Source organism: Bradyrhizobium oropedii (assembly GCF_020889685.1).
Lineage (GTDB): Bacteria > Pseudomonadota > Alphaproteobacteria > Rhizobiales > Xanthobacteraceae > Bradyrhizobium > Bradyrhizobium oropedii.
Window position 1 is genome coordinate 12,507 of sequence record NZ_JACMYO010000075.1, and the last position, 23,544, is coordinate 36,050.

Below are 23,544 nucleotides of genomic sequence, written 5' to 3' on the forward strand. Positions count from 1 at the left end.
AAGGGGCCTTTGACCGACCGCGCCGGGCGCTCGGGTTTTCGTGTATGGCGCCGCACCTTCCGGGCTTGCATGGATGCATAGTTCGAAGAGCTGGTACCCGGCTGAGCCTCTTGGGTACACGCCGACAAGGCTCAAACTCTCGTTCGGAGCGCTTCGTGACAGTCAGTCCTATCGTCAAAGAAGATATTGAGCATATCCATGCGGCCCTGCCGCGAGGACGCTTCGCGGGGGCAACGGTCCTGCTCACAGGCTGCGCCGGCTTCCTCGGTTATTACTTCCTCCGGTACTTCACGCGAAAAGCGGCCGAACTCGACCTGAAGCGGATTATCGCGCTCGACACCTTGCAGTTGCATCAACCGCGGTGGCTGACCGATCTGGGTGCGGAGTTTCCGGACCTGTTCAAGATGCATACGTTCAACGTCGCCACAGATGACCTTCGAGCGGTCGACGGTGCTGACGCGGCGGACTACGTCATCCATATGGCCTCGATCGCTTCGCCGACGTTCTATCGGCAGTATCCGGTCGAGACCATCGACGCCAACATCTGGGGACTGCGGCGGCTGCTCGAAGCCTATCGGGGGTCGGATCGGCTCAAGGGCCTGTTGTTCTTTTCGAGCAGCGAAATCTATGGCGATCCCGCGGAGACGGCGATCCCGACCGACGAGGAGTACCGCGGCAATGTCGCGTGCGTGGGCCCGCGGGCCTGCTACGACGAATCGAAGCGTTTCGGCGAGACGATGTGCTACGTCTTCTCCAAGGCGTATGGCATGCCCATCACCGTCGCCCGTCCTTTCAACAATTACGGGCCCGGCATGCGCATCGACGATCGCCGGCTGCCGGCCGATTTCGCACGATGCGTGATCAATCGACGCGACATTGCCATTCTTTCGGACGGCAGCCCGACCCGCACTTTTTGCTACATCTCCGACGCGATCGCAGGCTATCTCCTCTGCCTCCTGCACGGGAAGTACGATTATTTTAACATCGGGATCGACGAGCCGGAGATCTCCGTCCGTAATCTGGCCGAGATTTATCAGCAGGCCTCGCTGGAGCTTTTCGGACGCCGCGGCGCCGTCGTCTTCGAGAAGAGTTCCGACGCAGAGTATCTTGTCGATAATCCGAACCGGCGCCGCCCCTCGATCAAGAAGGCACGGGACATTGTCGGCTACGCTCCCAAGGTCCTCGTAAATGAGGGCGTGCGCCGCTATTTGTCGTTCCTGTCGACGAGTTGAGGGCGTGATGCGCATCACGGTTGTCGGATCCGGCTATGTGGGCCTCGTGTCGGGCGTGTGCCTCGCGGCGAAGGGACACGACGTGACGTGCGTCGATCTGCGGAAGGACGTCATCGCTCAGCTTAACGTTGGCATTCCGCATATCCATGAGCATGGCCTCTCCGAGCTGCTCAAGTCAGTCCTTGCATCGGCTCGCTTTAGGGCCACCACCGACCTTCACGCCTCGCTCAAGACGGCGGAAATCGCCTTGATCGCTGTAGGCACGCCGTCCGAGAACGGCGCGATCGACCTCAGCGCCGTCCGGCAGTGCGCTCGGCAGATTGGCGCGTATCTCGCGACCACGCCTCATCACCTGTCGGTCGTCGTGAAAAGCACCGTCATTCCGGGGACGACGGACACGATAGTGCGGGAAGAGCTCGAACACTCGTCCGGGAAGAGGCTTAGGGCGTTCGGCTTGGGCATGAACCCGGAGTTTCTTCGCGAAGGAGAGGCGATCGAGGATTTCATGGAGCCCGATCGCGTCGTGCTCGGTCACGAGGATGAGAGGACGCTGGTGCGGCTCGAGGAGCTCTATGCTCCGTGGAACTGCGACAAACTACGGGTGAACACCCGCACGGCCGAAATGATCAAATACGCCAACAACGCGATTCTGGCCACTCAGATCTCCATCGTGAACGAGGTGGCAAATCTCTGCACCGCGGTCGGAAGCGTCGACGCCCTTGACGTCATGCGCGGCGTCTCTCTCGACAAACGGTGGTCGCCGATCACTCCCTTGGGCCGCCTCGCTCCACAGATCCTGACTTATCTTGTTCCGGGCTGCGGGTTCGGCGGGTCGTGCTTTCCAAAGGACGTACAGGCGCTACGCACGCAAGGCGAAAGCCTTGGCCTCCCGATGAACATGCTGAATGCCGTTCTCGATGTGAATGCTGCGCAGCCGGGCCAGATCGTCGCTACCCTCGAGCGGAAGCTCGGAGCGTTAGCCGGCCGACGAACCCTGGTTCTCGGCCTCTCCTTCAAGCCGAACACCGACGACGTCCGCGAATCGGCCTCAATCAAGATCGTTCGCGATCTTCTGCGGGCCGAGGCGGATGTCAGATGTTACGATCCCCTCGCGACGGAGAACTTCAAGCTGGCCATCGGAACCGCCGCGGACCGCATTCATTTCTCGTCTGACTGGCGGCGCGAGGTCGAGTGGGCCGAGATCATCATCATCGCGACTCGGACGCAGGATTATGGCGAACTCACCTCGTTGGCAGTCGATGGCAAGACGGTGTTCGACGCGCGTCGACTGATCAGCCCGGCCGATGTGGCCTCGGCCGACTACCTGACCATTGGGCGCCGCCTGAACTGAGCCGCGCCATGATCTGCGAGCCTACGCCGATATCGGGAGCTTTCCGTATCGGCCTCGAGCCTTGCGGCATCGATCGCGGCTTTCTTGCCCGCGTCTTCTGCGCCGAAAGGTTCGGCGCGCGCCTGCGGCTTTGCCGACAGGATTCAAGCAGATCGACACCGCGGTGTCTACGCACGCCTGCGGGCCCGCTCAGATGCCTGGACTATCGGTTTGCACGGCGCGTTGGGACCAAGCTCGTGAAGTGTATTCGTGATCGGCGCGTTGAAAGACATTGTGAACCTCTGCGAAGGCTCGCCGAGGTTCACAATTGCGGCCACGACCGCGCAAGCAACCGTCCGCCGAGCCATCGCATTTATGCGCGTAGGCGGCGATCGGGCCAGCCTGGTCGGCGATCCAAAGGGCCGTGGTATCTCTCGCTCGAGCTCGACAACACTCCTTCAACGCGCCGATCTGCGCGAATCTGTTCGAGGATGAGGGGGGCGAAGGTCGTATCCAGCTCTAGATGCGGCCGGGCAGCAATGGCGAGTGAGCAAAGGGTCCCGCCCGGTCCGCCAGGCGTCCTCCGTTTGGCGAGCATCAAGCCTCGCGGACATGTCGCCAAAATTGAGCCCCGCAAGTCCACATAGCACGCTGTTTCTCTGGTGTCTGATCCTGGCGAGCTCGTCGCCTTGATCTTCGAACTGCATCAAACCAACGCGATGCCGTGAAGCTATGGCCCAGTGGTCGCAGGCGTTGGGCCGCTACAAGCTTGCTTGCCGATGTGTCGCCACGGAGATCGTCGCGTTTATTCCAACGACCACATTGACGCGGTCCTGCGTTGGGCCTTTCTCGAATCCATGTTGGCCGCCGGAAGCCCATTCCCGGCCGCCGGAAATCACCAGACCAGCATTCAAGGGTTACCGAACAGACGAGAAGAAATGGAATGGAAGCAACACGCGTGTTGGGATGCGCCTACCCTTCGGCTTTCTTTACGGGCCGCTTCAGGAACTCAGTGGGCTCAACGTCGAGCTTGTCGGCAAGGCGACCTATGATTTTGATGCTGACGTAGTACGTGCCCTTTTCGAGCTTGCTCAAATAGCTCCTGCTAATCTCGGCCTCGAAGGCAAGTTCGTCCTGGGACCATCTCCTCTTATTGCGCAGACGGCGCAAATTAGTGGCAAATGTCTCCCGCAAATCCATGCAGGACAGAAAGCGGATTGCCCGAAATACTGCACCTCGATATACTTCACAAAATGTCGCCTCATGCACATTTTGAACCGGAAACTGCATCGGTCTGCTGCACGTGCGCAAGGTCATCCTGCGGAAATGACCTCCCGGACCAGCATTCAACGGCTACGGTAGCCAGAAGAAATGGATTGAGAACAAAGACTGTGTATTGGGACGGGTCTAGCTAACGCCCTCTCTTGGCAGGGCGTTTAAGGAACTCAGCAGGCTCAACGTCGAGCTTGTCGGCAAGGCGACCTATGATTTTGATGCTGACATAGTGCTCGGCCGTTTCAAGCTCGCTCAAATAGCCCCGGCTTATCTTTGCCTCGAAGGCAAGCTCGTCCTGCGACCATCCCCTCGCATTGCGCAGACGGCGCAAATTGGTGGCGAATGTTTCCCGCAAGTCCATGCGGGAAAGGATGCCGCTTGCTCGATATACTGCACCTTGATATACTTGACAAAATGACGTCTCACGCTCGTTGTGAACCGGAACTGCGTCGCTCTGCCGCGCGCGCGTAAGATCATCCGGACCCCACCACTGAACTCTCGCGGATCCTCATTTGGATAGTTCAGTGCTGTTGCCCGTGGCGCGCGGCATGTGGTGGCCTGCTGGCGACTTCTCGATCCGGAAGCCGCCGACACCGACCGGAAAGAGGTTGCTCGGACCGTGCTGCATATCGATCCAGATCTCGGCCAGTGCGCGCTCGCGAGCCGTTCGTCAGCCATTTGGCGGCCGCAAAATGGATGCTGACCATTACCGCGGCTTTCTTCACGGCGGCGCGACCAAATGGCAAATTTTCTCGCGTGGGGTTCAAAATCGAGAACAACGTTCTCGCCAGGCGACCAAACCGAGCAGCCATCACCAGCGAGAGGAGGCAGTGCGTCGGCCGAACCACACGCGCGTCGATTTCTATTCGCAGGCAACAAGCGAGCGGGCACTTGCTGGACAGCAAATCTGCTCATCGCGCTCCGAGCGATATGGACTGCGGTCAAATCAACACCGGCGAAGGTCGGAGCGAGCGAAATCGAGAGAAACGACGGACCAGGCCCCCAGATATCCGATAGCCGCCCCCAATCGATGTTTCTGCGGGGAAACAATTTGCAAACTGCGACAATCGAGCCGGTACCAAGATGCCGTGAAGCGGGCTACCGTCGCTCAGATTTCTATAGAGTTTTTCGATTTGGTAGGAGTTCCAGTCAGTGTCGCTCGATCCTAAAATCGCAGATTTGGCGCCCGACGCGCCCGAGCTTACGCCATACGACGAGCAGCACGTCGTTACCTACCTGCGCCTTCTCGATGCACAGGCGGATAATGCAGATTGGCGCGAAGTCGCGCGCATTGTGCTCGGTGTCGATCCGGTCCTTGAGCCGGATCGCGCGCGCCGTGCTTTCGACACTCATTTGGCTCGCGCCAAATGGATGGCACGTCACGGCTATCGTCATCTCCTGCGACGCGGTTGGCCGAAGAGTGAATAGTGGATGCACTTGAAGCGGACGTGATTTCTTATTGAGCTCTAATCGCAAAAATTGATTGTTCCATCGACGGAGCACATCAATATTGAACAATTGCATTAGCACAACCAGGAATCGTCACAATCGTGGGGCTGCAATTTCCTTGCATGAACGTGCGGGGAAAAATGTACGATGGCAGCCGCTGACTGGAGATCAAAGCAAGCATATCCTGACGCCAAGACGGTAGAGACGGAGGACATTGCCTGGGAATGTCTACGTCGCGACCTCGAGTATGAAAGAGATTATGAGGTCCTGACCAGCAGCGAACGATCCGACGCGACGACGGATCACTTCCGAGGAAAGTGGGGGCTTTCGTTTCGCCGGGGATCCGCGAACGGCGTTCGACAAACAAGCCATTTTCTGGGCGCCCGAGGCGCTGTCGACCGTGCTGCCCGTCCACCCAGTTATCGGTTTGAGGTCGTCCAGACGGTACGACCTGGATCTCGGCAAACTAACGGGCAGCGAGCTTCGTCGGGGGCCAGATGGATGGCATGCCATCGTGCCGCTCGGAGGAGCGAAGCACCGCCTTTGGCTGAGAGAACTGCCATCGAGACGCTCAGTGATTGTCGTCGATCTCCCGCTCGACCGCGATTTCGACATTCGTTCGCAGGCGGCACAGCGCTTTTGGCGAGCGCTCGAACAGCGCCCCCTCGGCCCGTCCCCACATGCTCTGCCGATCCAGACCAGCCATCGGCTCATCCTTGCTCTGCGTGCCGCTGATGGATGGCTGGAAGGAAACAGCTATCGCAAAATCGCGCAAGGCCTGTTCGGCGCGCATCGCATTCCCGATCGAGGATGGAAAACATGTGATCTGCGCAGCCGGATCATTCGGCTGGTCAAGATGGGGCTACGTCTTATCCGGGGCGGTTATCGCGCCTTGCTCCGTCACAAGCGCAAAGACAAGTACGATGAGTCCTAAGCTTTGATCGGTTAGTTGCAGCCACGGTCCCGGAAAATAACCCCTCGCAGCTAAGCTAAGTGATGTCATCATTGCGCTTGGTATCCTCGGCATTGCTTCGGTTCGGTTTTCGCGACCGCGGAAGGACTATAGACGAATAAAAGGAGCAGGCTGGTTTGGACCATTCGTCTCGCCGCTTGAACGATCAGCTTCAGCCACGTTGGGTTTGCGGTGTCCGTGTCTCTATGCCTGATTTGTGGTATCGCTTGATGCGATATCAGGCGGCTTCCGGGATTGCGGCCTTCTTGCACAGGCGAGTCACCCATCGGCAAAAGGCACGGGCGATTTCGGGATTGCCGCTGCGATCGACCGCGTAGGCCCGATACTGCATGCCACTGGGAGCCCGCGATCCTGGTATCGCATGCAGCGCGCCGCCGCGCACGAGATCGCTGACAATGATTTCAGGCGCTACCAGCAGGCAGTTTCCCGTGATGGCGGCCGGCAGAGCAAGGAAATTGTGATCGTATCGCGCTCCCGACTTTATATCTTTTGTGGTGAGATTCATCGCCCTAAGCCATGTGGGTAGGATATCCGGCCGGGATGTGATGTTCAAAATTGGCATCGAACGAACAACCGAGAGCGTTTTGCCCGCTACGTGATTTGGAGACCCTACGCATACGAGTATCTCATTGTGGATTTCCCAATCGTCGGCCGGCTCGATGACGGAAAGATCTCGCGTAATCAAGATGTCGAAATTGTCAGATGATGTCGGTGGAGACAATGAACTGATCACGTCTACGATCACGCCATCCATCTCAGCAGAGAAAGCTTGGAGATTCGGAATCAAAAAGGAGTAAGCAAAGGTAGAAAGCGACGTGCGGACCACAATCCGGTTGGGGTCCGATCGGTTCCGGCGCTGCATTCTCTTGGCGGTGAAGCAGATCGTATCAAGCGGTTCGGCGACAGTGTTCGCGAAAAGTCTCCCAAACTCTGTCAACTGGCTCCGCCGACCTCGCCGTTCCACGAGGTCGGTACCGAGATAGTCCTGTAACACGGCCAGGTAGCGGCTGACCGAGCTCTGGGTCGTTCCCAATGCGCTAGCCGCGCGCGTTACGCTTCCCTCTCGTGCAATGGTTACAAATGCCCGGATTGCATTGAGGGGCACTTCATCGTGTTCGGCAGCCATCTTCCGCTCCGGTAGCTTCCGCCAACTGCCAGGGCAGGCCGTTGCCTAGAATGAATGCTGTATCACTTTATTAGATGCGTACATCAGGATTACCGCTTATCAAGCGGGTTTCGCGCGCAAAATCAGCAATTTTGGTGCGTTTCGTACGGGCGCGCGACTGCTGTCGGCGGTTTTTTCGCAGGTACTAAGCGCCTAATGCGTGGCGCGATCACTGCTCTTGCGTCGGCCGCACGACTTCTAGAGTAGCACTAGTAGGCCGCTACTCAGACTTTCCTAACAGCGTCAGGATGGCGTCTGAGCACCTCGAGCGCTGGATATAATTTCAAGATCTTGTTGGTTGTGAAGGGTTCAGCGAAGGAAGCGAGCTTCGGCTGCCTTGACCTCATCCATCCTTTGAAGTCTGAAGATTTCCTCGACCGGTAGAATGTCCTTGTGTACGTGTTGGACGCCGCCGTCCGCTACGATCCGACGGAAGGTCTCCTGCATGGCAGTGGCAGAAGCGCGAATGCCGTAGTTGCCATAGATCATCATGCGGACGTTGCGCAGCGCCTTGACCCGCTCGGCGTTAAGATCCGGGTAGGCGTTCGGCACGATGACCAGCGGCACTGCTTCCGTCCAGGCACGCGAAAAGCTTTCGATCTCGCAAGGATCCTTTTTCTTCGAATGGATCAGTATCATGTCCGCGCCAGCCTCTACATAGGCTCGCGCCCGACGCAGTGCTTCCGCTTCGCCGAGTTCTGCGATCAAGGCTTCGGTGCGGGCAATGACGAGAAAGTCCGGGTCCTGTCTTTTCGCAACGGCGGCCTCGATCTTTCCCTGGAACTCCTCAATCCGCAGCAGCTCCTGACGCCCGTCGGTAACAAGGCTCGTGACCTTCGGAAAAGTTTTGTCCTCGATGACAACGGCGCCGGCGCCGGCACGTTCGTATTCGCCGATCGCATGGATCACATTGATCGCATTGCCATAGCCGGTATCGATGTCGGCGACGATTGGCAGCCTCGTACATCCAGCGATCGCCCGCAGCATGTCGAGATGCTGTGTCATCGAGATCAGACTCATGTCCGGAACGCCGTAAAGCGCCGACAGCTCGAAACCGGAAGCCCACAGGCCATCGAATCCGGCTTCTTCTGCGAGGATCGCAGAAAGCGGGCTATGCGCGGCCATAATGTGGACAAGGCCGGTCTCGGCCATGCGAGCGCGGAGGCGTTTGGTAGTAGGCATCGGGAGATCTCTCATGACAGGGCGGCGCAGGCGGCGATGATGCGGTTGCAGGCGCGGGTGAGGTCCTCGAGCGACGAGGCATAGGAAGCGTAGGACAGCCACAGCGAATGCGTCGAGCAGATGCATAGCAAAATCGGTATCGGTCTCGATCACGGTCCGGCGTGCCGAAATCCGGTTCGCCCTGCCTGAGCCTAATCACATCGGCGCCTTGATCGCGCAGCTCAGGCGAACGCGTTGTCATGGCCCTGGTTTCAAACGAGCGGACAACTTTGAGCCGTTCTGCAATGAGCGACAAACTAAAACACCCGCGAAGTTCACAGACTTTGGACAACCACTAATCGCTCTCAACCGCGCGAACCAACCTTCATATCGTATTTCTGAATGAAGTTATCGAAAATGGAGATCGTGCGCTTTCATAGAGCGCCTACCGAGCCAGCTGCCGGGATGGAGGCCGGGCGGGGCATGCCGAGAGCTCCTTCGCTGGATCTTCGCGTTCGGGGTCTCGCCGCCGTGCGGGCGGGCTCGTCGCACCGAGAGGCAGGCGAGCGGTTTGGAGTGAGCGCGGGCGTGAGCCGGTGATCTGAGGGGGGCAAGCTGGACCATTTTTGGCTAAAGTTTTCGCTGCCGAATCCCCTCGGCGTGGAGGAGCCGACGGACGATGAAGGCCTCAAATTTTCGGATACCAAAGGGCGTTCATCCTGAAGCAGGGCAACGACGGGGCTGCGGTGGCGGACATCTGCCGCAAGGCCGGGATCAGCCAGGCGACCGACTTCAACTGTAAGAGAAAGTATGATGGCTGTTGCCGACGGAGGTGCGACGGTTGAAGCAGCTCGAGGAGGAGAACAGCAACCTGAAGAAGCTGGTGCCGGACCTGTCGCTCGACAAGGAATGCTGCGGGACGTGATCCGCCGAAAGCTATGAGGCCTGGCCGGATGCGCGAGCTGGTCGACGAAGTCCGCAACGAATGCAGGTCTCGATCCGCATGGCCTGCGCGGCCCTCGAGCTTGACAGGTCGACCTACCAGTACAAGTCTCGTCGCTCCGGCCAGGCAGCCCTCGAACAGAAGATCAGGGAGATCTGTCATGCGCGCGTTCGCTACGGCTATCGCCGCGTTCACGTCCTGCTGCGTCGTGAAGCTTGGCGTCACGGCCGGAACAAGACAGGGCGGCGCGTCTACCGCCCGTTGGACCTGCAACTGCGCAACAAAACGCCCAAGCGCCGCGTCAAGGCCTGCGCGATGACCGCACGCCCGTCACGCGATCAAACGAGACCTGAGCGATGGACTTCGTTCATGACCAGTTGGCGACAGGACACAAGTTTCGCGTGCTGACGATTGTCGATATCTTCTCCCGCTTCTCCTCCGGCGCTGCAGCCGCGGTTTACCTTCCGCGGCGCCGACGTCGTGGCGGTACTGGAAAGGGCCTGCAACGGAGTGGCCTTCCCGCGACGATCCGCGTCGATCAAGGCGGCGAGTTCGTGTCGCGCGACCTTGACCTACGGGCCTACCAACGCGGGGGCACGCTAGACTTTTTGCGGCTGGCACGCCGGCCGATAACGCGTTCATCGAGGCCTTCAACGGCCGCTTCCGGGCCGAACGCCTCAATGCCCATTGGTTTCTCAGCCTTGCGGACGCCCAGCAAAAAGTGGAGAGTTAGCGCAGATACCACAACGAAGAACGGCCCCATGGGTCGATCGGCAGTCGACCGCTGATTGGCCGCAAAACCACGTAGGCGCAACTAGCCGCCAGCTTGATCAGAGGCGCAAAACTCTAGTTCTGGGTGGTCCAAACTTCCTCGCTGGGCGTTGTTGGCGCAAATCCAAGGGGCTCGACCGGATGCCCAAGGCTCGTCGAGCAAATACTTGTCACGCTGCGTATCCATGCAAGCCTGGAAGCCGGTGTGATGCCATACGCGCAAGCCGCTGGGCCAAGCTGCTGCCCACAGGGAATCGCAAGCGCTTAGCGAGTGTCCGCGTTTAACTCATCGGTTTCAAATAGCACCCGTCAGGTGTGGTAGGGAGTGCCCGCGTTTCCGATTCTAAGTAGGGATCTACTCCTTGGGCAAACTGTGCGCAGGTATGCCAACTGATGAAGTGAGCGTCCGACCATTGCCAAATCGGCACGAATTTTTTCACTACGAATTCGCGCCGATTTTGATAACGAGCTGCGCGGCCGGCATCGCCTACCCTACCAATTCTTGGAGGCGATTGCCGTGCTCAGGTCAGTTAGAAGCTCTTTGAGACTGATGTCGATTGGAATGGGCCGCCTCTACGAGGCTGCGGGAAGAGGGCTATGCCAACAGAGAGCACTTTTCCAATAAATGGACGTTGTCAGTCTTGCTGGGTCAGACTGGCTCCGTCCGACGTCAGCACAGCAATGCTTTTCACTTGGATGCTATACCGCAGCAGCCACGGTCCATTATCTCGGCTCCGAAGGCTTCTGCCCCAACTCCATCGCGAAATCGAGCTTTGAGCGCGGCGGCGTGCTGCATCACACGGTCTATGTAGTCCTTTCTTCGGTCGCTTCCATCCTGCTCTTTGTGCGCGCCGTTAGTCGGTTCGATGCTTTCCAGGCAACATCTCCTATGGCATCTACCTCAATCGTTTCCCGCAGGTGGTGGTGAAGAGCTTTATAGCCTCAATGACCGCCGCGTCCGGTACTCAGCCTGGCAGGCCGCATCCTCTTGGCTTTCTTCATCGAGCGGATCGTTCAAAATCCGCTCGACCAGTATCGATAGCGGTAAACACCGTTCAGTGAACTCACAAAGCTGGATGACGTCGACGCCCATTAATCTACAAATCAAGAAGACGCTCCTATGAGCCACTTTGCGTTCGTTATGGTTTCGGCCGGCTTTGAGCACGGCGGCAACGTCATCCATCGTCACCTCGATGGGCATTCGCAGTTGCTGGTCTATCCATTTGAGTCCCAGCTAGGCAATCGCAACTTCAGTGACTTTCTCGCGTCGGTGGAGCGCGTACAGTACCGCTATCCGGAGTTTCCTGAGGGGCTGACAGCGATTGAGCTTTATGAGCAGATGATTGACGAGGAGCTGAAGACGTTCCTACGCAAACGCAATGGATCGAAGTTCCGCGATGTTGACCTCAAGCTCAACGAATCTAATCGCATTGCCGCGTTCGAGCAGATTCTGGGCCCTCGTCCTTACAGCCGCAGCCAGGTCATTGAGGCATTCTTCCGTGCCACTTTCATGGCGTGGGAAAACTATTACGCCGAAATCACCGACGATAAGATCTATGTCGGTTATTCACCGGCCATCGGCATCGACGCTGACCGGATAGTTCGTGACTTCCCCAACGTGCGGATCATGCACATCGTACGCAACCCTTTCTCCGCCTATCGAGACACCAAGCGTCGTCCGTTTCCGCAGCCGTTGAGCAAATATCTCATCACATGGAATGTCTATCATTGCATCGTGGAGATGTATGCGCGCATGTACCCGGGCAATGTACGTATTTTTCGCTACGAGGATCTGGTAAGCGACAAGCGTACTTTTATGGAAGACGTAGCTCGCTTCATTGGCGTCAAGTTTGAGCCGAGCATGCTCTATCCGAGCTGGAACGGTCGCGATATATCCGAGGATATCCTTCCTTGGGGCACGGTTCTCAAAAGCACGGCAGACTACAACCGAACCATGGTCGATGAACTGACCGAAGCCGAGAAGGCCCAGATCGTAGCCGGTACCACTGCTTTGGCCCGCCATTTCAGATTCGATGAGATCGACTACCTCAGGCTGTTCTATCGTGCTTAGTAAGCTGCGACACGCTCGCATCTCACGGTCCGGCATCGGTAGCGGAATTGTACCAGCGCAAGATGTCGCTCAGCTCAGCGCCTCGCTCGGCAGCAGCGCTGTGACTCCGGTCAAGGGCGGCACGCTCGGCGCAACTTTTCTCGTTCTTATCGACGGACGTCAGCATTTTGCCAAGACAAATGGGTTCACCGATGGCGAACCGGCGCTGCGCAAGGAGGCTGCCTTGCTGTTCACCCTATATGGCGAGCGCCTGAATGTCGAAACGGTCGAGATTGGGACTCGCTTTTGGCTGGTGACCGATGCCTTATCCTATCCGCCGTGTCCGCCCACCGCAGATCTGTTGCGTGCCTTGATTGCAAGTTGGTCCAATAGGCTTAACGATCCCAGGGTGACTGCAGCCATTCCGGCTCACGATGATTTTGCCGCGCTGCTGCACGAAGGCCAGGCTGCTCTCAGTGGTTTGATTTCGGGTGCTCATATCAACGCGAAGACGCAGGGCCGGGCCTCGGCCTGCCTTGATCTGCTGGAGCGCGAAAAGCATCGCTTCGTTGCGGTTCCGTGCCATGGTGATCTCGGCGCTCGCAACCTGATGGTCGATGGCGAAGGCCTCGTGGCCATCGATTGGGAAGATGCGTACTGGGGAATCGAAGGCTATGACTATCTCTACTGGCTGACCTTCATGGCTCAACGTCCGCGCTATTCACCCACCATGTTCGGGCGCACACCCTGGCAGAAGGAGGTGGAGATCGCGATCTTAATCCTGATAATAATGCTGAAGTCGTGGCTATCGGTACTTTTCGGGACTCATCGGGGCAACAGCCTAGACTTCAACCGTCGCATCCTGGAAATCGTCGCCTTCGGTTAGAGCTATTGAGGTGCCCAAGTTGGCCGTCTTGCAAGCCGATCTCGACCTTGTCCTCAAGTACGCAAGCTCCGATCTCAGAGCCCTTGCTGGCGCCCGTATTTTTATCACTGGCGGCACCGGCTATATCGGTCGCTGGGTGCTCGAAACTCTGATCCATGCCGATCGCGCGCTGTCTTTAGGGCTTTCGATAACGGTTCTCAGCCGTGATCCGGCTGGTTTCGCCGCCACTCATCCTCACCTTGGCGCCGATCCGGCCTTGAAATTCATCGCCGGCGATGTGCGAGATTTCGCGTTTCCGCTCGATTCTTTCACCCACGCCATCCATGGGGCAACCGACGTTGTCACAACCACCGCGCCATTGCACACCTTCGACGTAACCGTCGTAGGAACGCGGCGATTTCTCGACTTCTGCCGAGAGGCAGGCATCTCTGACGTGCTGCTGCTGTCCTCCGGCGCGATCTACGGCCCCATACCGGCCCACATTGATCTTGTGTGCGAAGACTATCTGGGCGCACCCGACCCGTCGGTAGTCGGTGCGGCCTATGGGCTTGGCAAACGTGCCGCTGAATGGCTGGGCACCGCCTACGGTGCGGAAGCCGGGCTGTCGTGCAAATCGGCTCGGATATTTGCCCAGATCGGTCCCTACCTCGCGCTCGACCGGAAATTCGCCGCGGGAAATTTCATCCGTGATGCCATCCTGCGCCAACCGATTGTCATTCGCGGCGATGGGACACCGATGCGCTCCTACATGTACGCAGTTGATCTCGTAATTTGGCTGCTTGCTATCCTCCTGCGCGGTTCGCCATCGCGCGCCTACAATGTGGGCTCCGATCAGCCCGTTTCGATTGCGAGGCTAGCAATGGCCATTGCCAGGGCCGCGGGTGTGGCGCGGCCTGCCATTGAAATTCAGAGCGTGCCGCAGGCTAATCATCCGCCAGAACGCTATGTGCCGTCCATCGTCCGTGCCCGGGACGAATTGGGCCTTTCGATCCGCGTTCCATTCGACGCTGCGTTGAACCGCACCATCGAATGGCATCGGCCACGTTTACTGAAGGCGCAGCACCCATGACCATTGCCCTTGAGGAATTCGCCCGTCGTATCCGTCTCTCATCGCTTGACCTCTGCCACCGCAAGCGTACCTCTCATATCGGAGGCGCCCTCTCGGTCGCCGATATTTTGGCGGTTCTCTATGGTGGTATCATGCATATCGCGCCAGATGTTGTGAACGACCCGGCACGCGATCGACTTTTCTATAGTAAGGGGCATGCCTGCGCCGCGCTTTATGCCGCCCTTGATATCCGCGGCTTCTTTCCTACGGGCGCGCTACAGGAAGGATTCGCGGTGGATGGCAGTAATTTTACGTCACATGTCAGCCACAGGCTGCCTGGGGTTGAATTGTCGACAGGCAGTCTCGGCCACGCGCTCGGCGTCGCGTGCGGATCGGCGCTAGCGGGTAAGCGTCGCAACCTTCCTTATTCGGTGTTCGCTGTCCTCAGCGATGGCGAGATGGACGAGGGGTCGAACTGGGAAGCGATACTGTTCGCCGCCCACAACCGGCTGGACAACCTCATCGCTATCGTCGACTACAACAAAGTGCAGAGTTTTGGCGCCGTGGAAGCCGTGATGGGACTTGAGCCGCTCGCTGGCAAGTTCCGCGCCTTCAACTGGTCGGTCATCGAGCTCGATGGCCACGAGCTGTCCATCCTCGAGTCCGCACTTTCCGCTGCGAAAGTTAGTCGACAGGGCCGCCCTCACTGCATTATCGCTCATACAGTCAAGGGTAAGGGCGTCAGCTTCATGGAAGGCCAGCTCGCCTGGCACTATAAATTTCCCTCCGACGCCGATCTTCATGCGGCGCGTGTCGAACTGGGCCAGCTATAGTGCGTAACACTTTCATCAACACGTTGTGTGAGCTGGCCGCCGCGCGCGACGACATTTTTCTATTGTGCGGTGACCTCGGATACTCAGTTCTGGAGATATTTGCCGATCGTTTCCCCAAGCGCTTCCTAAATGTTGGAATTGCCGAGCAGAATATGACGCAGGTTGCTGTGGGCTTGGCGCGCGAGGGCTACAACGTCTTCACCTACTCCATTGGGAACTTCTCCACGCTGCGGGCCATGGAGCAAATCCGCCATGATGTCTGCTATCACGAGGCCAGCGTGAAGCTGGTGATTGTAGGCGCCGGCTTTGCTTACGGTCCGCAGGGTGTTTCCCATCATACTACCGAGGATATCGCCATGTTACGTGCTATTCCCAACATGACTGTTTGTGCGCCGGCAGATCCTGTTGAGGCTCGCGCCGCCGCACGCTTCATGGCTTCCTATCGTGGCCCCGGCTATGTGCGCATCAACAAGTCGGGCGAAGCTTCGATCCACGATCCAGCGATTTCACTTAACTTTGCACCCGGCCGCCTGCTTCCTGTGCAGGCGGGAAACGATGTTGCGATCCTCGCCACCGGCGCTATCGTGGCTCACGCCCTCTTAGAGGTGCGGGCGGCGGGAAAATCCTGGTCGGTATATAGCATACCTTTTGTCGGCGGATACGATCCTGTTCAGCTGCGGGAGATTGCCCAGGCACACGGTCTGTTGGTCACTTTGGAGGAGCATCAACTCAATGGCGGTTTTGGTAGCTCCATCGTCGAATCGCTGAGCGACATGTACGCCGTCGGCAGTCTGGCCATCATGCCTCGCGTCAAGCGCATAGCCATTCCAAATTGCTTCATCAGCACCGCTGGCAGCCAAGACTATTTACGTGCTACGGCGGGGCTGACGCTGGCGAGCGTTCAATCTTGAACCGCGATGGCGCGAACCTTGGTCGCCGTTTTGTCTCGAGGTTCGTGGCACGGGAGCGTAATCGCCTCGTCAACTTCTTTGTCGTTGGCGCCTTGAATATTCTGTCGAACAGCCAGTTCGTTTCCAGAGGTAGCTAAGACAATTAGTATTGTGACGTCCGGTGTGCAACGAACAGGACAATGCCGTTGAATTGTGAAGCTGCATTGCAGCAAAGGATGTCCGGGTTAAACTCATCGTGAACACCTGAAACGTAGGCAACTTTTGGCAAGGCCGCATGATGCGAGAGTAACACGTCCTAGCATGTTCAGCAGGCCGGGGTAGAAGCCAGAGCCCCGTAGTTCGGATAACGGAGGGGATGGAAACAGAACCCACGAAGCCTATCAAAATCTCCCGAGGGAAGATTGATGAGTCACCGGGCCGTAACGAACGCGTTGTGACCTCGAAAGTGAGTAAGTCCGAAGGCCGAGCCCGCAACCGAAGGGCAAGGCAGGATGAGCAGCCGAACACTGACCGACACGGCTGTTCATCTCGAGGGGTGGAAGCGATGGCACGGTGACAAGAACATGCCAAGCAACTGCAGAAGCCTTCCTCGTCCGGGGAAAAATCACTGGAGCGAGGTGGGCCGTATGATCGGCGACACCGGGAAGGCGGCCGAAGAGACGGACAGCGCATGGCGGCCGCCAAGCGCGTGGCTGAAGCAATCGTCCCACGGAAGGCGCGGGTTATCGACGTTGACCTGCGGACCTACTTTGACAATGTCCGGCAAGGTCGGCTGTCGGCGAAAGTGGCGCGTCGGGTTGATGACGCGGACATCATGCATCTCCTGAAGATGACGCTGAAAGCCTCTGGCGAGCAGGACGTTCCGCAGGGCGGTGTGATCTCGCCCTTGCTCAGTAATCTCTACCTCAATGAGGTGGACAAGATGCTGGAGCGAGCGCGGGAAGTCACGCGCAACGGCAAGTACACCTACGTCGAATACGCGTGAGTCGCTGACGACCTGGTGGTCTTGATCGGCGCCTACAAACGTCATGACCGGCCGATTGGAGCCGTGACCTGACGATTCCGGGAGGAGTTCATCAAGCTGCAGGTAGAAATCAATGATGACAAAAAAGCGGAAACGTGGACCTGAACGAGGCGAAAGCTTCAATTTCCTAGGGTTCGACTTCCGTTATCTCCGCAGTCCGCGCGGAGCGATGCGGCCCCATTACACGCCCAAGCCGCGAAAGGCGGACGGCGCTCTTGCGCGAGCTCAAAGAGGTGTTTCGGCGATACCGGTCGCAGCCGATGGACAGGGTAATAAACCTGATCAATCCGATGCTCCGGGCGCGTGAACTAGTGAGGCACTCCAGTGTCTTCAGCTACATCAAAGATTGGGCTGAGGAGAAGGTCAGGCGCCGTCTGGCGCAGGCCGGTGAGCTTCTCCATGTCGGCAATTACGGGGCCGAGCGTGTACCCTTCGAAGGGATTGCCATGGAGTGCTTTGGCATGGAGCAGGAACTGTCCACCCTTCGGAGTCGTCACGAAGGTGGCGATACTGACCTTGCAGCCGAACTCGTAAGGCGCGCGGCCTTGCTCTTGCCGTTGCACTCGACCTCCGGGGCATGTAACGCATAGACCTTTGGACCGAGCTGATGCTGATCCTGGCTGCGCACCTGCTGCGCTAAACCGAGCAGCGGGCCGAAACGAGCTTCCAGCGCGGCATCGCCACCAATCTTGCGGCGGATGTCGCGGATGATCCGGCCAAGCCGTGTCCGCAAGAACTTGAGCTGGCGCCGGGCGCGTTTGGACTGATGAGCGTGGGTACAGCGGCCGACCATGATGGCGGCGCGCTTGGCAGGACGCAGATAGCTCTGGCGCAGCGGCACGCGGTTATGCTTAGCGAGCCGGACGAGCTTGGTGATCGCCCGATGCATCGACCGCGCGTCGGTCGGATGCGCAACTGCCTTTGGCTGTACACTGGTATCGACCACCACGCGCGCTCCAGGTCCTTGGGACCGATGGCGCCAGTCTTGCGCGCCACCGACAGACTTTCCTGGAGCAGCGCGACGAGCTGTTCCTCGCCGAGCTGACGACCGATCGAACAGCAGCCGGTGGCAGAAGCTCAACTCGCCGCAGAAGTATTGGTGATAGGAGTTCTCGATCTAGCGGGCACATAGCACCTCATCCGACAGATTGTGCATGTGCTTCAGAATGAACAGACCGGTGACAAGCCGCGTCGGCAGACCAGGCTGACCCGGACCGGTCTGGCATACCGAACGAAAGCGATCATCCAGAAACTTCCAGTCGATCAGCGCCGCCAACTGCACCAGCGGGTGGCCCATGTCGACGATTTGATCGAGCGCAAGAAGCAGCAGGTCCTTTTGGCGGTCATCCCGCAATTTGCTCATCGCATGCCTCAATTGTCGACGACACGCCGTCAGGGAATCACGAATCGATCGAAAGCAAAATCCCAAAACGCAAGAAAGCGCGCTCAATACCCGGCCGTCCCGCAAAATCCAATACTTTATCAAGACAACTTCAGCTCATCTCTCAGGTCCGATCTGCATTCTTCACGGACGACTAACGAGTGCGACGCGACGGACCGAAAGCTGCTCCGGACGGATAGGCCCCCGAGCGAAGCAAATGGGAGCGCGCAGGGGACACCGCACGCTGCGTCGCGACGTGGAGCAAATTGAGACGTGGCGCGGGCGAAACGCCTGCCGGCGCGTCAGTCCTTGACCTACCTTTGAGGGTTGCACCTTGAAGTGCGCTTAACTCTACCGCCTGAGATGGCTGTTAAAGCGTAGCGAACGGCCGAGTACCGAGTCTTGCGTGGCGTTCCGGAGCGGGCGATTAACGAACGCGCGTGTAACGGAACCTCACTACTGTTTCCAATTTCCTCGCGCAGCATTAGGAGCGGGCGGGAAGTTGATCCGCTCGCGCTCAAACAGGACCGGCTTGTCTCGTACCTGTCCATAGGTTGCGAGCACGTACTCGCCTATCATTCCCAGGAAAAACAACTGAAAACCGCCAAGAAAGAATAGCGCGACGATGATCGTCATGATGCCTGGCTCTGTGAGCTGCCTGTAGAAGATGAGACCGATAAAGAGATTGGCCAGCGCGTAGAACAGGCTCAGTGAGATCAGCAGGAAGCCTCCAAACAGGGCAACCCGAACTGGGGCCGTCGTGAACGAGACAAGCCCATTCATGCCCTGATCGAAGAGCGTCGTAAGGCCGTTCTTCGAGATACCCTTTTTGCGCGCCCGCCACGTGTAAGGAATCCCGATCGATCGACCGCCGCATTCGAAAGTCATCATGCGCATGAAAGGATAGCCATCGCGGACATGCCGCATCGCTTCGACGACCCGTCGATCGACGAGCTGGAAGTCACCGACGCCCGGGGGGACGTCCACCTCCGAGAAAAAATTCGTTAGTAGGCGATAGTAGACGCCGCGGGTGAAGCGCGTGACCCACGCTTCCTCGCGTCTGGCACGGATACCGTAGACGATCTCGTAGCCCCGTTCCCAGAGCTCGACAAATTGTGGCAGAAGCTCTGGTGGATCCTGCAGGTCGGCGGGAAGAAACAGGAGGACGGCATCGCCCGCACTGGCCATCACGCCATTGTATGAGTTTCGTAGCGGGCCGAAATTCCGGGTGTTGACGATAACCTTGACGCAGGGATCCTGGGCGGCGATCTCGCGCAGAATGGAGAGCGTTCTATCCGTCGAAGCATTGTCGCAAAAGATGTGCTCGCGCTGGTAGCTCGGCATGCCCTTGAAGATATCTCGAACTGCATCGTAGGCATCCCTGATGCTCTGCTCTTCATTGAAGCACGGCGTCACGACTGAAATCGTCTTCATCGGATCCTGCCAAATACAAGATAGCGATTGATCGCGTAGGAAAGCAGAGCGAGAACGGGGAGGGTAAGGGGTTGCCCGATGGGCGGCGATCGTGCGAGAGCAGTCCATTCGTCCAGCAGCAGGATATTGACGAGCCAAATGGCTGCGCAGCCGGTCACAAAGGGCAGGAGTGCGGAAAGCCTTCGACTGCGAAAAACCAACCTTCCGGTGGAACGAAAATTGAACTCAACGCCACACGCAGTCGCGAGCGTTATGGGAGGTTGATGAGAGCCAAGCAGTAGGTAAAAAAGCGCAAACAGAGTATATCTGAAGGCCGTGTTGACGATACCAACAAGCACAAATTTAACGAAATTGACCAGGGTCTGCCCGCTCTCGTGCTCAGGGGCGCCATCTGCCCGAGCGTCAGTTGCCACGGCGACCGGCTCTCGCACGGCCCTCAGCCGCCGGGGTCTTTCGGAAACTCGGAGCAAACACCGCCTCGTATCCCGCCGGGCGGCCGGCGGTCCGTGTAAAATGGATTTGAACGCCGAAGTGCGTGACAGCAAGCTCGTGGAGTTCATGTTCCTGATGGGACTTTTGGTGTAGAGGTCGACCGACATATCCGACGCGGCCGCCAGTCGCCAGCAGTCACGACGTGCCAACTCAATTGTTCTGCAGAGTCGCGCATCATCGGCTCCGGCGAGGAAAATACGGCTCTCGAGGAAGATCGCGATGTCGGCATAACCGAAGATGCGGACGTCGAGTATAGCGCTGCGGCAAGAGGCTAGGCCGTGCGGCCGCTTCGAGTTTCGCCGGCGGGTAGGCGGAAAAAGACCCAAGTCGATTGACCGGTGTTGAAGGCTACGAATCTTCGTCGACGGGTTCCGAAATCTCCACCATACACCGCGCCGCCCGACAAGAAGGCATACCGCATCCCGGCCGACTATGCTCACTAAGTCATCGTCCCACGTTCGGGTCATGCTGAGGGTCTCGCCGCGAAGGTCGGCAATGCGCGTGTGTGTTCTGGCGCCGATCACATCAATAGTGGGTTCGTCTGCAGCTGGGCGGGACTAACGTGCTTTAATCATGCTTGACATCGGTAGCATCGAGACGCGACCGGATACAGGCACCGATGAATGACCAGCCGAAAACATTTTCCCGGCGTGAGTCAGCGCGTAGTGGCGTTCCACCAACTGAGGGGTTTGACGCCGGATGTCCTCTGCGTGCCCGGTCGAATTGACAGGCTCGGATGCCGGTGTGCACTGGATCGTCATGACCATCTCCTGGAGTGGGACTGAAAATGCCGGGTCGATACACGGGATTCAGGGCTCCGATTAGGGCCGTTGGCGAACAGAGTTTGATTGATCTTGCATGCCGACCCACTTCGAGTGCGCTTGATCGGCCTAACGGTCATCAACCGACATGTGGCATGTTTACGTCACCTGCATCAATTGCTAGCGTTGGTAGTTGACCATGGCGCAAATTGTTGCATATGCGCAAGAGGCGCGGCTGAGCCTACAATCATGCAGTCGATAGGGTACTAAAGGCCGAGTTCAGCAAAGGAAGCGAGCTTCGACTACTTTGACCTCGTCCATCTTCTGGATTCTGAAGATCTCCTCCACTGGCAGAATGTCCTTGTGGACGTTCTGGACGCCGCCGTCGGCAATGATTCGGCGGAAGGTCTCCTGCATGGCAGCGGCGGAAGCGCGAATGCCGTAGTGCCGTAGATCATCATGCGGACGTTGCGGAGCGCCTTGACGCGCTCGGCGTCGAGATGCGGGTAGGCGTTCGGCACAATGACTAGCGGCATCGATCCGCTCCAGATGCGCAAAAAACCTTCGATCTCGGAAGGATCCTTCTTTTTCGAATGGATCAGGATCATGTCCGCGCCAGCTTCTACATAGGCTTGCGCACGATGCAGAGCTTCCGCCTCGCCGAGCCCTGCAATCAAGGGCTCGGTCCGCGCAATGACGAGAAAGCCGAATCGCGCCGTTTCGCAATGGCGGCCTCGGTCGTCCCCTGGAACTCCTCAATCCGCAGCAGCCTGCTGACGCCCCTCGGCAACAAGGCTCGTTACCTTTCGAAAAGTCTTGTCCTTGATGACAACGGCGCTGGCGCCGGCACGTTCGTATTCGCAGATCGCTTGGATCACATTGATCGCATTGCCATAGCCCGCGTCGATGTCGGACGATTGGAGCGTCGTGCGTCCGGCGATCGCCCGCAGCATGTCGGGTGCTGTGTCATCGGCATCAGGCTCATGTTCGGTAGGCCGTAAAGCGCCGACAGCTCGAAGCCGGAGGCCCACAGGCCATCATATCGGGCCTCTTCTGCGAGGATCGCCGAAAGCGGGTTATGGGCGGCCATGATGTGGACAAGGCCGGTCTCGACCATGCGGGCGTGGAGGCGTTTGGCTGGGGACATCGGGAGATCGTTCAGGACAGGGCTGCGCAGCCAGCGATGATGCGGTCGCAGGCGCGGGTGAGGTCCTCGAGCGAGGAGGCATAGGAAATGCGGATATAAGGCGAGGCCATGAAGCCGCTGCCGGGCACGACGGCCACGGCGAAAGCCTCGAGCAGATACATCGCGAAATCGGTGTCAGTTTCGATCACCTTGCCGTCCGGCGTGCGCTTGCCGATGACACCTGCGCAGGAAGGGAAAACGTAGAAAGCACCGTCGGGCACACGGCACGAAAGTCCCTCGGCCTGGTTCAGCTTGGCGAGAACTAGATCGCGGCGCACCAGGAAGGCGCTCGTGAACTCCTCAATATGGTTCCTGCTGCCGGACAGCGCCTCGACGGCGGCATACTGCGAAATCGAACTGGTGTGCGAAGAGGTCTGACCTTGGATGAGGTTCATGGCCTTGATCAGCGACGAAGGTCCCGCGCCATAACCGACGCGCCAACCGGTCATTGCGTCGGCCTTGGATACACCGTTGACGGTCAGCGTGCGCTCGAGGAAATCCGGGGCGACCGTGGCCAAGGTGGCGCAGTCGACGTCATAGGTGAGCTTTTCATAGATGTCGTCGGATAGCACATGGACATGGGCATGGCTGCGCAGCACCGCAGTGAGCGCGAGCAACTCGCCTCGGCTGTAGACCGCACCAGTCGGATTGCACGGCGAGTTCAGCATCAGCCACTTGGTGCGCGGCGTGATCGCCGCCTCCAAGGCCTCGGGGCGCAGCTTAAAGCCATGGAATTCATCGCAGGCGACGAGAACCGGTTTACCGCCGGCGAGCGCCACCATATCGGGATAGGAGACCCAGCACGGCGTCGGGATCACCACCTCGTCGCCCGCGTCGAGGCTGGCGAAGAGCGCGTTGAAGACGACCTGCTTGGCGCCGCAACCCACCGTGATCTGGTCGATCCCATAATTGAGCCCGTGATCGCGGTGCAAGCTCCTCCGGATCGCCTCGCGCAACGGCTTGATGCCGGCGACCGGTGTGTATTTTGTCCTCCCGTCGCGGATGGCCCGGATGCCGGCTTCGCAGACGGCTGACGGCGTGTCGAAATCCGGTTCGCCCTGACTGAGCGTGATCACATCGACACCCTGATCGCGCAGTTCAGCTGCACGCGCTGTCATGGCCTTGGTTTCAGAGGGGCGGACAAGTCTGAGCCGTTTTGCAACGAGAGACAAAATAGAGCACCTGCAAAGTTCGACGCAAAATTTGTAGACAACCTCTAATTGCTCTCAAACGCGCTAA

19 protein-coding genes and 4 pseudogenes are annotated in these 23,544 nt (G+C 58.5%); 13 read left to right on the forward strand and 10 right to left on the reverse strand.

The features are described from left to right. Positions 1–110 precede the first annotated feature (110 nt). Positions 111–1,232 (forward strand): NAD-dependent epimerase/dehydratase family protein, encoded by a 1,122-nt coding sequence (locus H8A95_RS21375; protein ID WP_229184885.1) that lies wholly within the window; start codon positions 111–113, stop codon positions 1,230–1,232. 7 nt (positions 1,233–1,239) lie between these two features. Beyond that, positions 1,240–2,583 (forward strand): UDP-glucose dehydrogenase family protein, encoded by a 1,344-nt coding sequence (locus H8A95_RS21380; RefSeq protein WP_229184886.1) that lies wholly within the window; start codon positions 1,240–1,242, stop codon positions 2,581–2,583. A 951-nt stretch (positions 2,584–3,534) separates the two neighbouring features. Here H8A95_RS21380 and H8A95_RS21385 read toward each other — a convergent pair. Both H8A95_RS21385 and H8A95_RS21390 read right to left on the reverse strand, forming a co-directional pair. Beyond that, entirely contained in the window at positions 3,535–3,852 is a 318-nt protein-coding gene (locus H8A95_RS21385) for a helix-turn-helix domain-containing protein (protein ID WP_338027905.1), read from the reverse strand. Between the two features lie 121 nt (positions 3,853–3,973). Then, the gene (locus H8A95_RS21390; RefSeq protein WP_229184887.1) at positions 3,974–4,198 is read right to left on the reverse strand and encodes a helix-turn-helix domain-containing protein; all 225 of its coding nucleotides are present in this window, start codon (positions 4,196–4,198) and stop codon (positions 3,974–3,976) included. Between the two features lie 791 nt (positions 4,199–4,989). On the opposite strand from H8A95_RS21390, the gene H8A95_RS21395 reads away from it, so the two are divergent. From H8A95_RS21395 to H8A95_RS21400, 3 genes and pseudogenes are all read left to right on the forward strand, one after another. Next, complete coding sequence (locus H8A95_RS21395) at positions 4,990–5,265, forward strand: DNA -binding domain-containing protein (protein WP_229184888.1); 276 nt, start codon at positions 4,990–4,992, stop codon at positions 5,263–5,265. Between the two features lie 168 nt (positions 5,266–5,433). After that, positions 5,434–5,562, forward strand: a pseudogene (locus tag H8A95_RS44490) (transcriptional regulator domain-containing protein); the annotation flags it as partial. 298 nt (positions 5,563–5,860) lie between these two features. Further along, on the forward strand, positions 5,861–6,220 hold the full coding sequence (locus H8A95_RS21400; RefSeq protein ID WP_229184889.1) for a DUF2285 domain-containing protein: 360 nt from the start codon (positions 5,861–5,863) through the stop codon (positions 6,218–6,220). 256 nt (positions 6,221–6,476) lie between these two features. Here H8A95_RS21400 and H8A95_RS21405 read toward each other — a convergent pair whose 3' ends face one another. Together H8A95_RS21405 and H8A95_RS21410 are read right to left on the reverse strand one after the other, a co-directional pair. Beyond that, entirely contained in the window at positions 6,477–7,385 is a 909-nt protein-coding gene (locus tag H8A95_RS21405) for a LysR family transcriptional regulator (RefSeq protein ID WP_229184890.1), read from the reverse strand. Between the two features lie 348 nt (positions 7,386–7,733). Then, entirely contained in the window at positions 7,734–8,576 is an 843-nt protein-coding gene (locus tag H8A95_RS21410; RefSeq protein WP_229184891.1) for an isocitrate lyase/phosphoenolpyruvate mutase family protein, read from the reverse strand. A 492-nt stretch (positions 8,577–9,068) separates the two neighbouring features. Between H8A95_RS21410 and H8A95_RS21415 the strand changes: the two are divergent. The 8 genes and pseudogenes from H8A95_RS21415 to H8A95_RS21450 form a co-directional block, all read left to right on the forward strand. Next, positions 9,069–9,170: pseudogene (locus H8A95_RS21415) on the forward strand (IS630 family transposase); the annotation flags it as partial. A gap of 94 nt (positions 9,171–9,264) precedes the next feature. Beyond that, positions 9,265–10,258: pseudogene (locus tag H8A95_RS21420) on the forward strand (IS3 family transposase); the annotation flags it as partial. A gap of 1,161 nt (positions 10,259–11,419) precedes the next feature. Next, on the forward strand, positions 11,420–12,370 hold the full coding sequence (locus H8A95_RS21425) for a sulfotransferase family protein (protein ID WP_229184892.1): 951 nt from the start codon (positions 11,420–11,422) through the stop codon (positions 12,368–12,370). Then, the gene (locus H8A95_RS21430) at positions 12,363–13,235 is read left to right on the forward strand and encodes a phosphotransferase (RefSeq protein WP_229184893.1); all 873 of its coding nucleotides are present in this window, start codon (positions 12,363–12,365) and stop codon (positions 13,233–13,235) included. Before H8A95_RS21425 ends, H8A95_RS21430 begins: the two co-directional genes overlap by 8 nt. 19 nt (positions 13,236–13,254) lie before the next feature. Beyond that, positions 13,255–14,304 (forward strand): NAD-dependent epimerase/dehydratase family protein, encoded by a 1,050-nt coding sequence (locus H8A95_RS21435; RefSeq protein WP_229184894.1) that lies wholly within the window; start codon positions 13,255–13,257, stop codon positions 14,302–14,304. Further along, entirely contained in the window at positions 14,301–15,116 is an 816-nt protein-coding gene (locus H8A95_RS21440) for a transketolase (RefSeq protein WP_229184895.1), read from the forward strand. The genes H8A95_RS21435 and H8A95_RS21440 overlap by 4 nt, the downstream gene beginning before the upstream one ends. Further along, complete coding sequence (locus H8A95_RS44195) at positions 15,116–16,027, forward strand: transketolase family protein (RefSeq protein WP_229184896.1); 912 nt, start codon at positions 15,116–15,118, stop codon at positions 16,025–16,027. Before H8A95_RS21440 ends, H8A95_RS44195 begins: the two co-directional genes overlap by 1 nt. A 670-nt stretch (positions 16,028–16,697) precedes the next feature. Then, the gene (locus H8A95_RS21450) at positions 16,698–17,012 is read left to right on the forward strand and encodes an RNA-dependent RNA polymerase family protein (protein WP_229184897.1); all 315 of its coding nucleotides are present in this window, start codon (positions 16,698–16,700) and stop codon (positions 17,010–17,012) included. 419 nt (positions 17,013–17,431) lie between these two features. On the opposite strand, the pseudogene H8A95_RS21455 reads toward H8A95_RS21450, so the two are convergent. The 6 genes and pseudogenes from H8A95_RS21455 to H8A95_RS21480 form a co-directional block, all read right to left on the reverse strand. After that, positions 17,432–18,414 (reverse strand): annotated as a pseudogene (locus H8A95_RS21455) (IS5 family transposase); the annotation flags it as partial. 474 nt (positions 18,415–18,888) lie between these two features. Continuing rightward, complete coding sequence (locus H8A95_RS21460) at positions 18,889–19,866, reverse strand: glycosyltransferase family 2 protein (protein ID WP_229184898.1); 978 nt, start codon at positions 19,864–19,866, stop codon at positions 18,889–18,891. Further along, entirely contained in the window at positions 19,863–20,825 is a 963-nt protein-coding gene (locus tag H8A95_RS44495; protein ID WP_420839433.1) for a GtrA family protein, read from the reverse strand. The genes H8A95_RS21460 and H8A95_RS44495 overlap by 4 nt, the downstream gene beginning before the upstream one ends. A gap of 596 nt (positions 20,826–21,421) precedes the next feature. Then, on the reverse strand, positions 21,422–21,796 hold the full coding sequence (locus H8A95_RS21465; protein WP_229184899.1) for an isocitrate lyase/phosphoenolpyruvate mutase family protein: 375 nt from the start codon (positions 21,794–21,796) through the stop codon (positions 21,422–21,424). A gap of 78 nt (positions 21,797–21,874) precedes the next feature. Beyond that, on the reverse strand, positions 21,875–22,072 hold the full coding sequence (locus tag H8A95_RS21470; protein ID WP_229184903.1) for a hypothetical protein: 198 nt from the start codon (positions 22,070–22,072) through the stop codon (positions 21,875–21,877). A gap of 205 nt (positions 22,073–22,277) precedes the next feature. Then, positions 22,278–23,477: a pyridoxal phosphate-dependent aminotransferase gene (locus H8A95_RS21480; protein ID WP_420839434.1), complete on the reverse strand. Its 1,200-nt coding sequence runs from the start codon at positions 23,475–23,477 to the stop codon at positions 22,278–22,280. Positions 23,478–23,544: the final 67 nt, after the last annotated feature.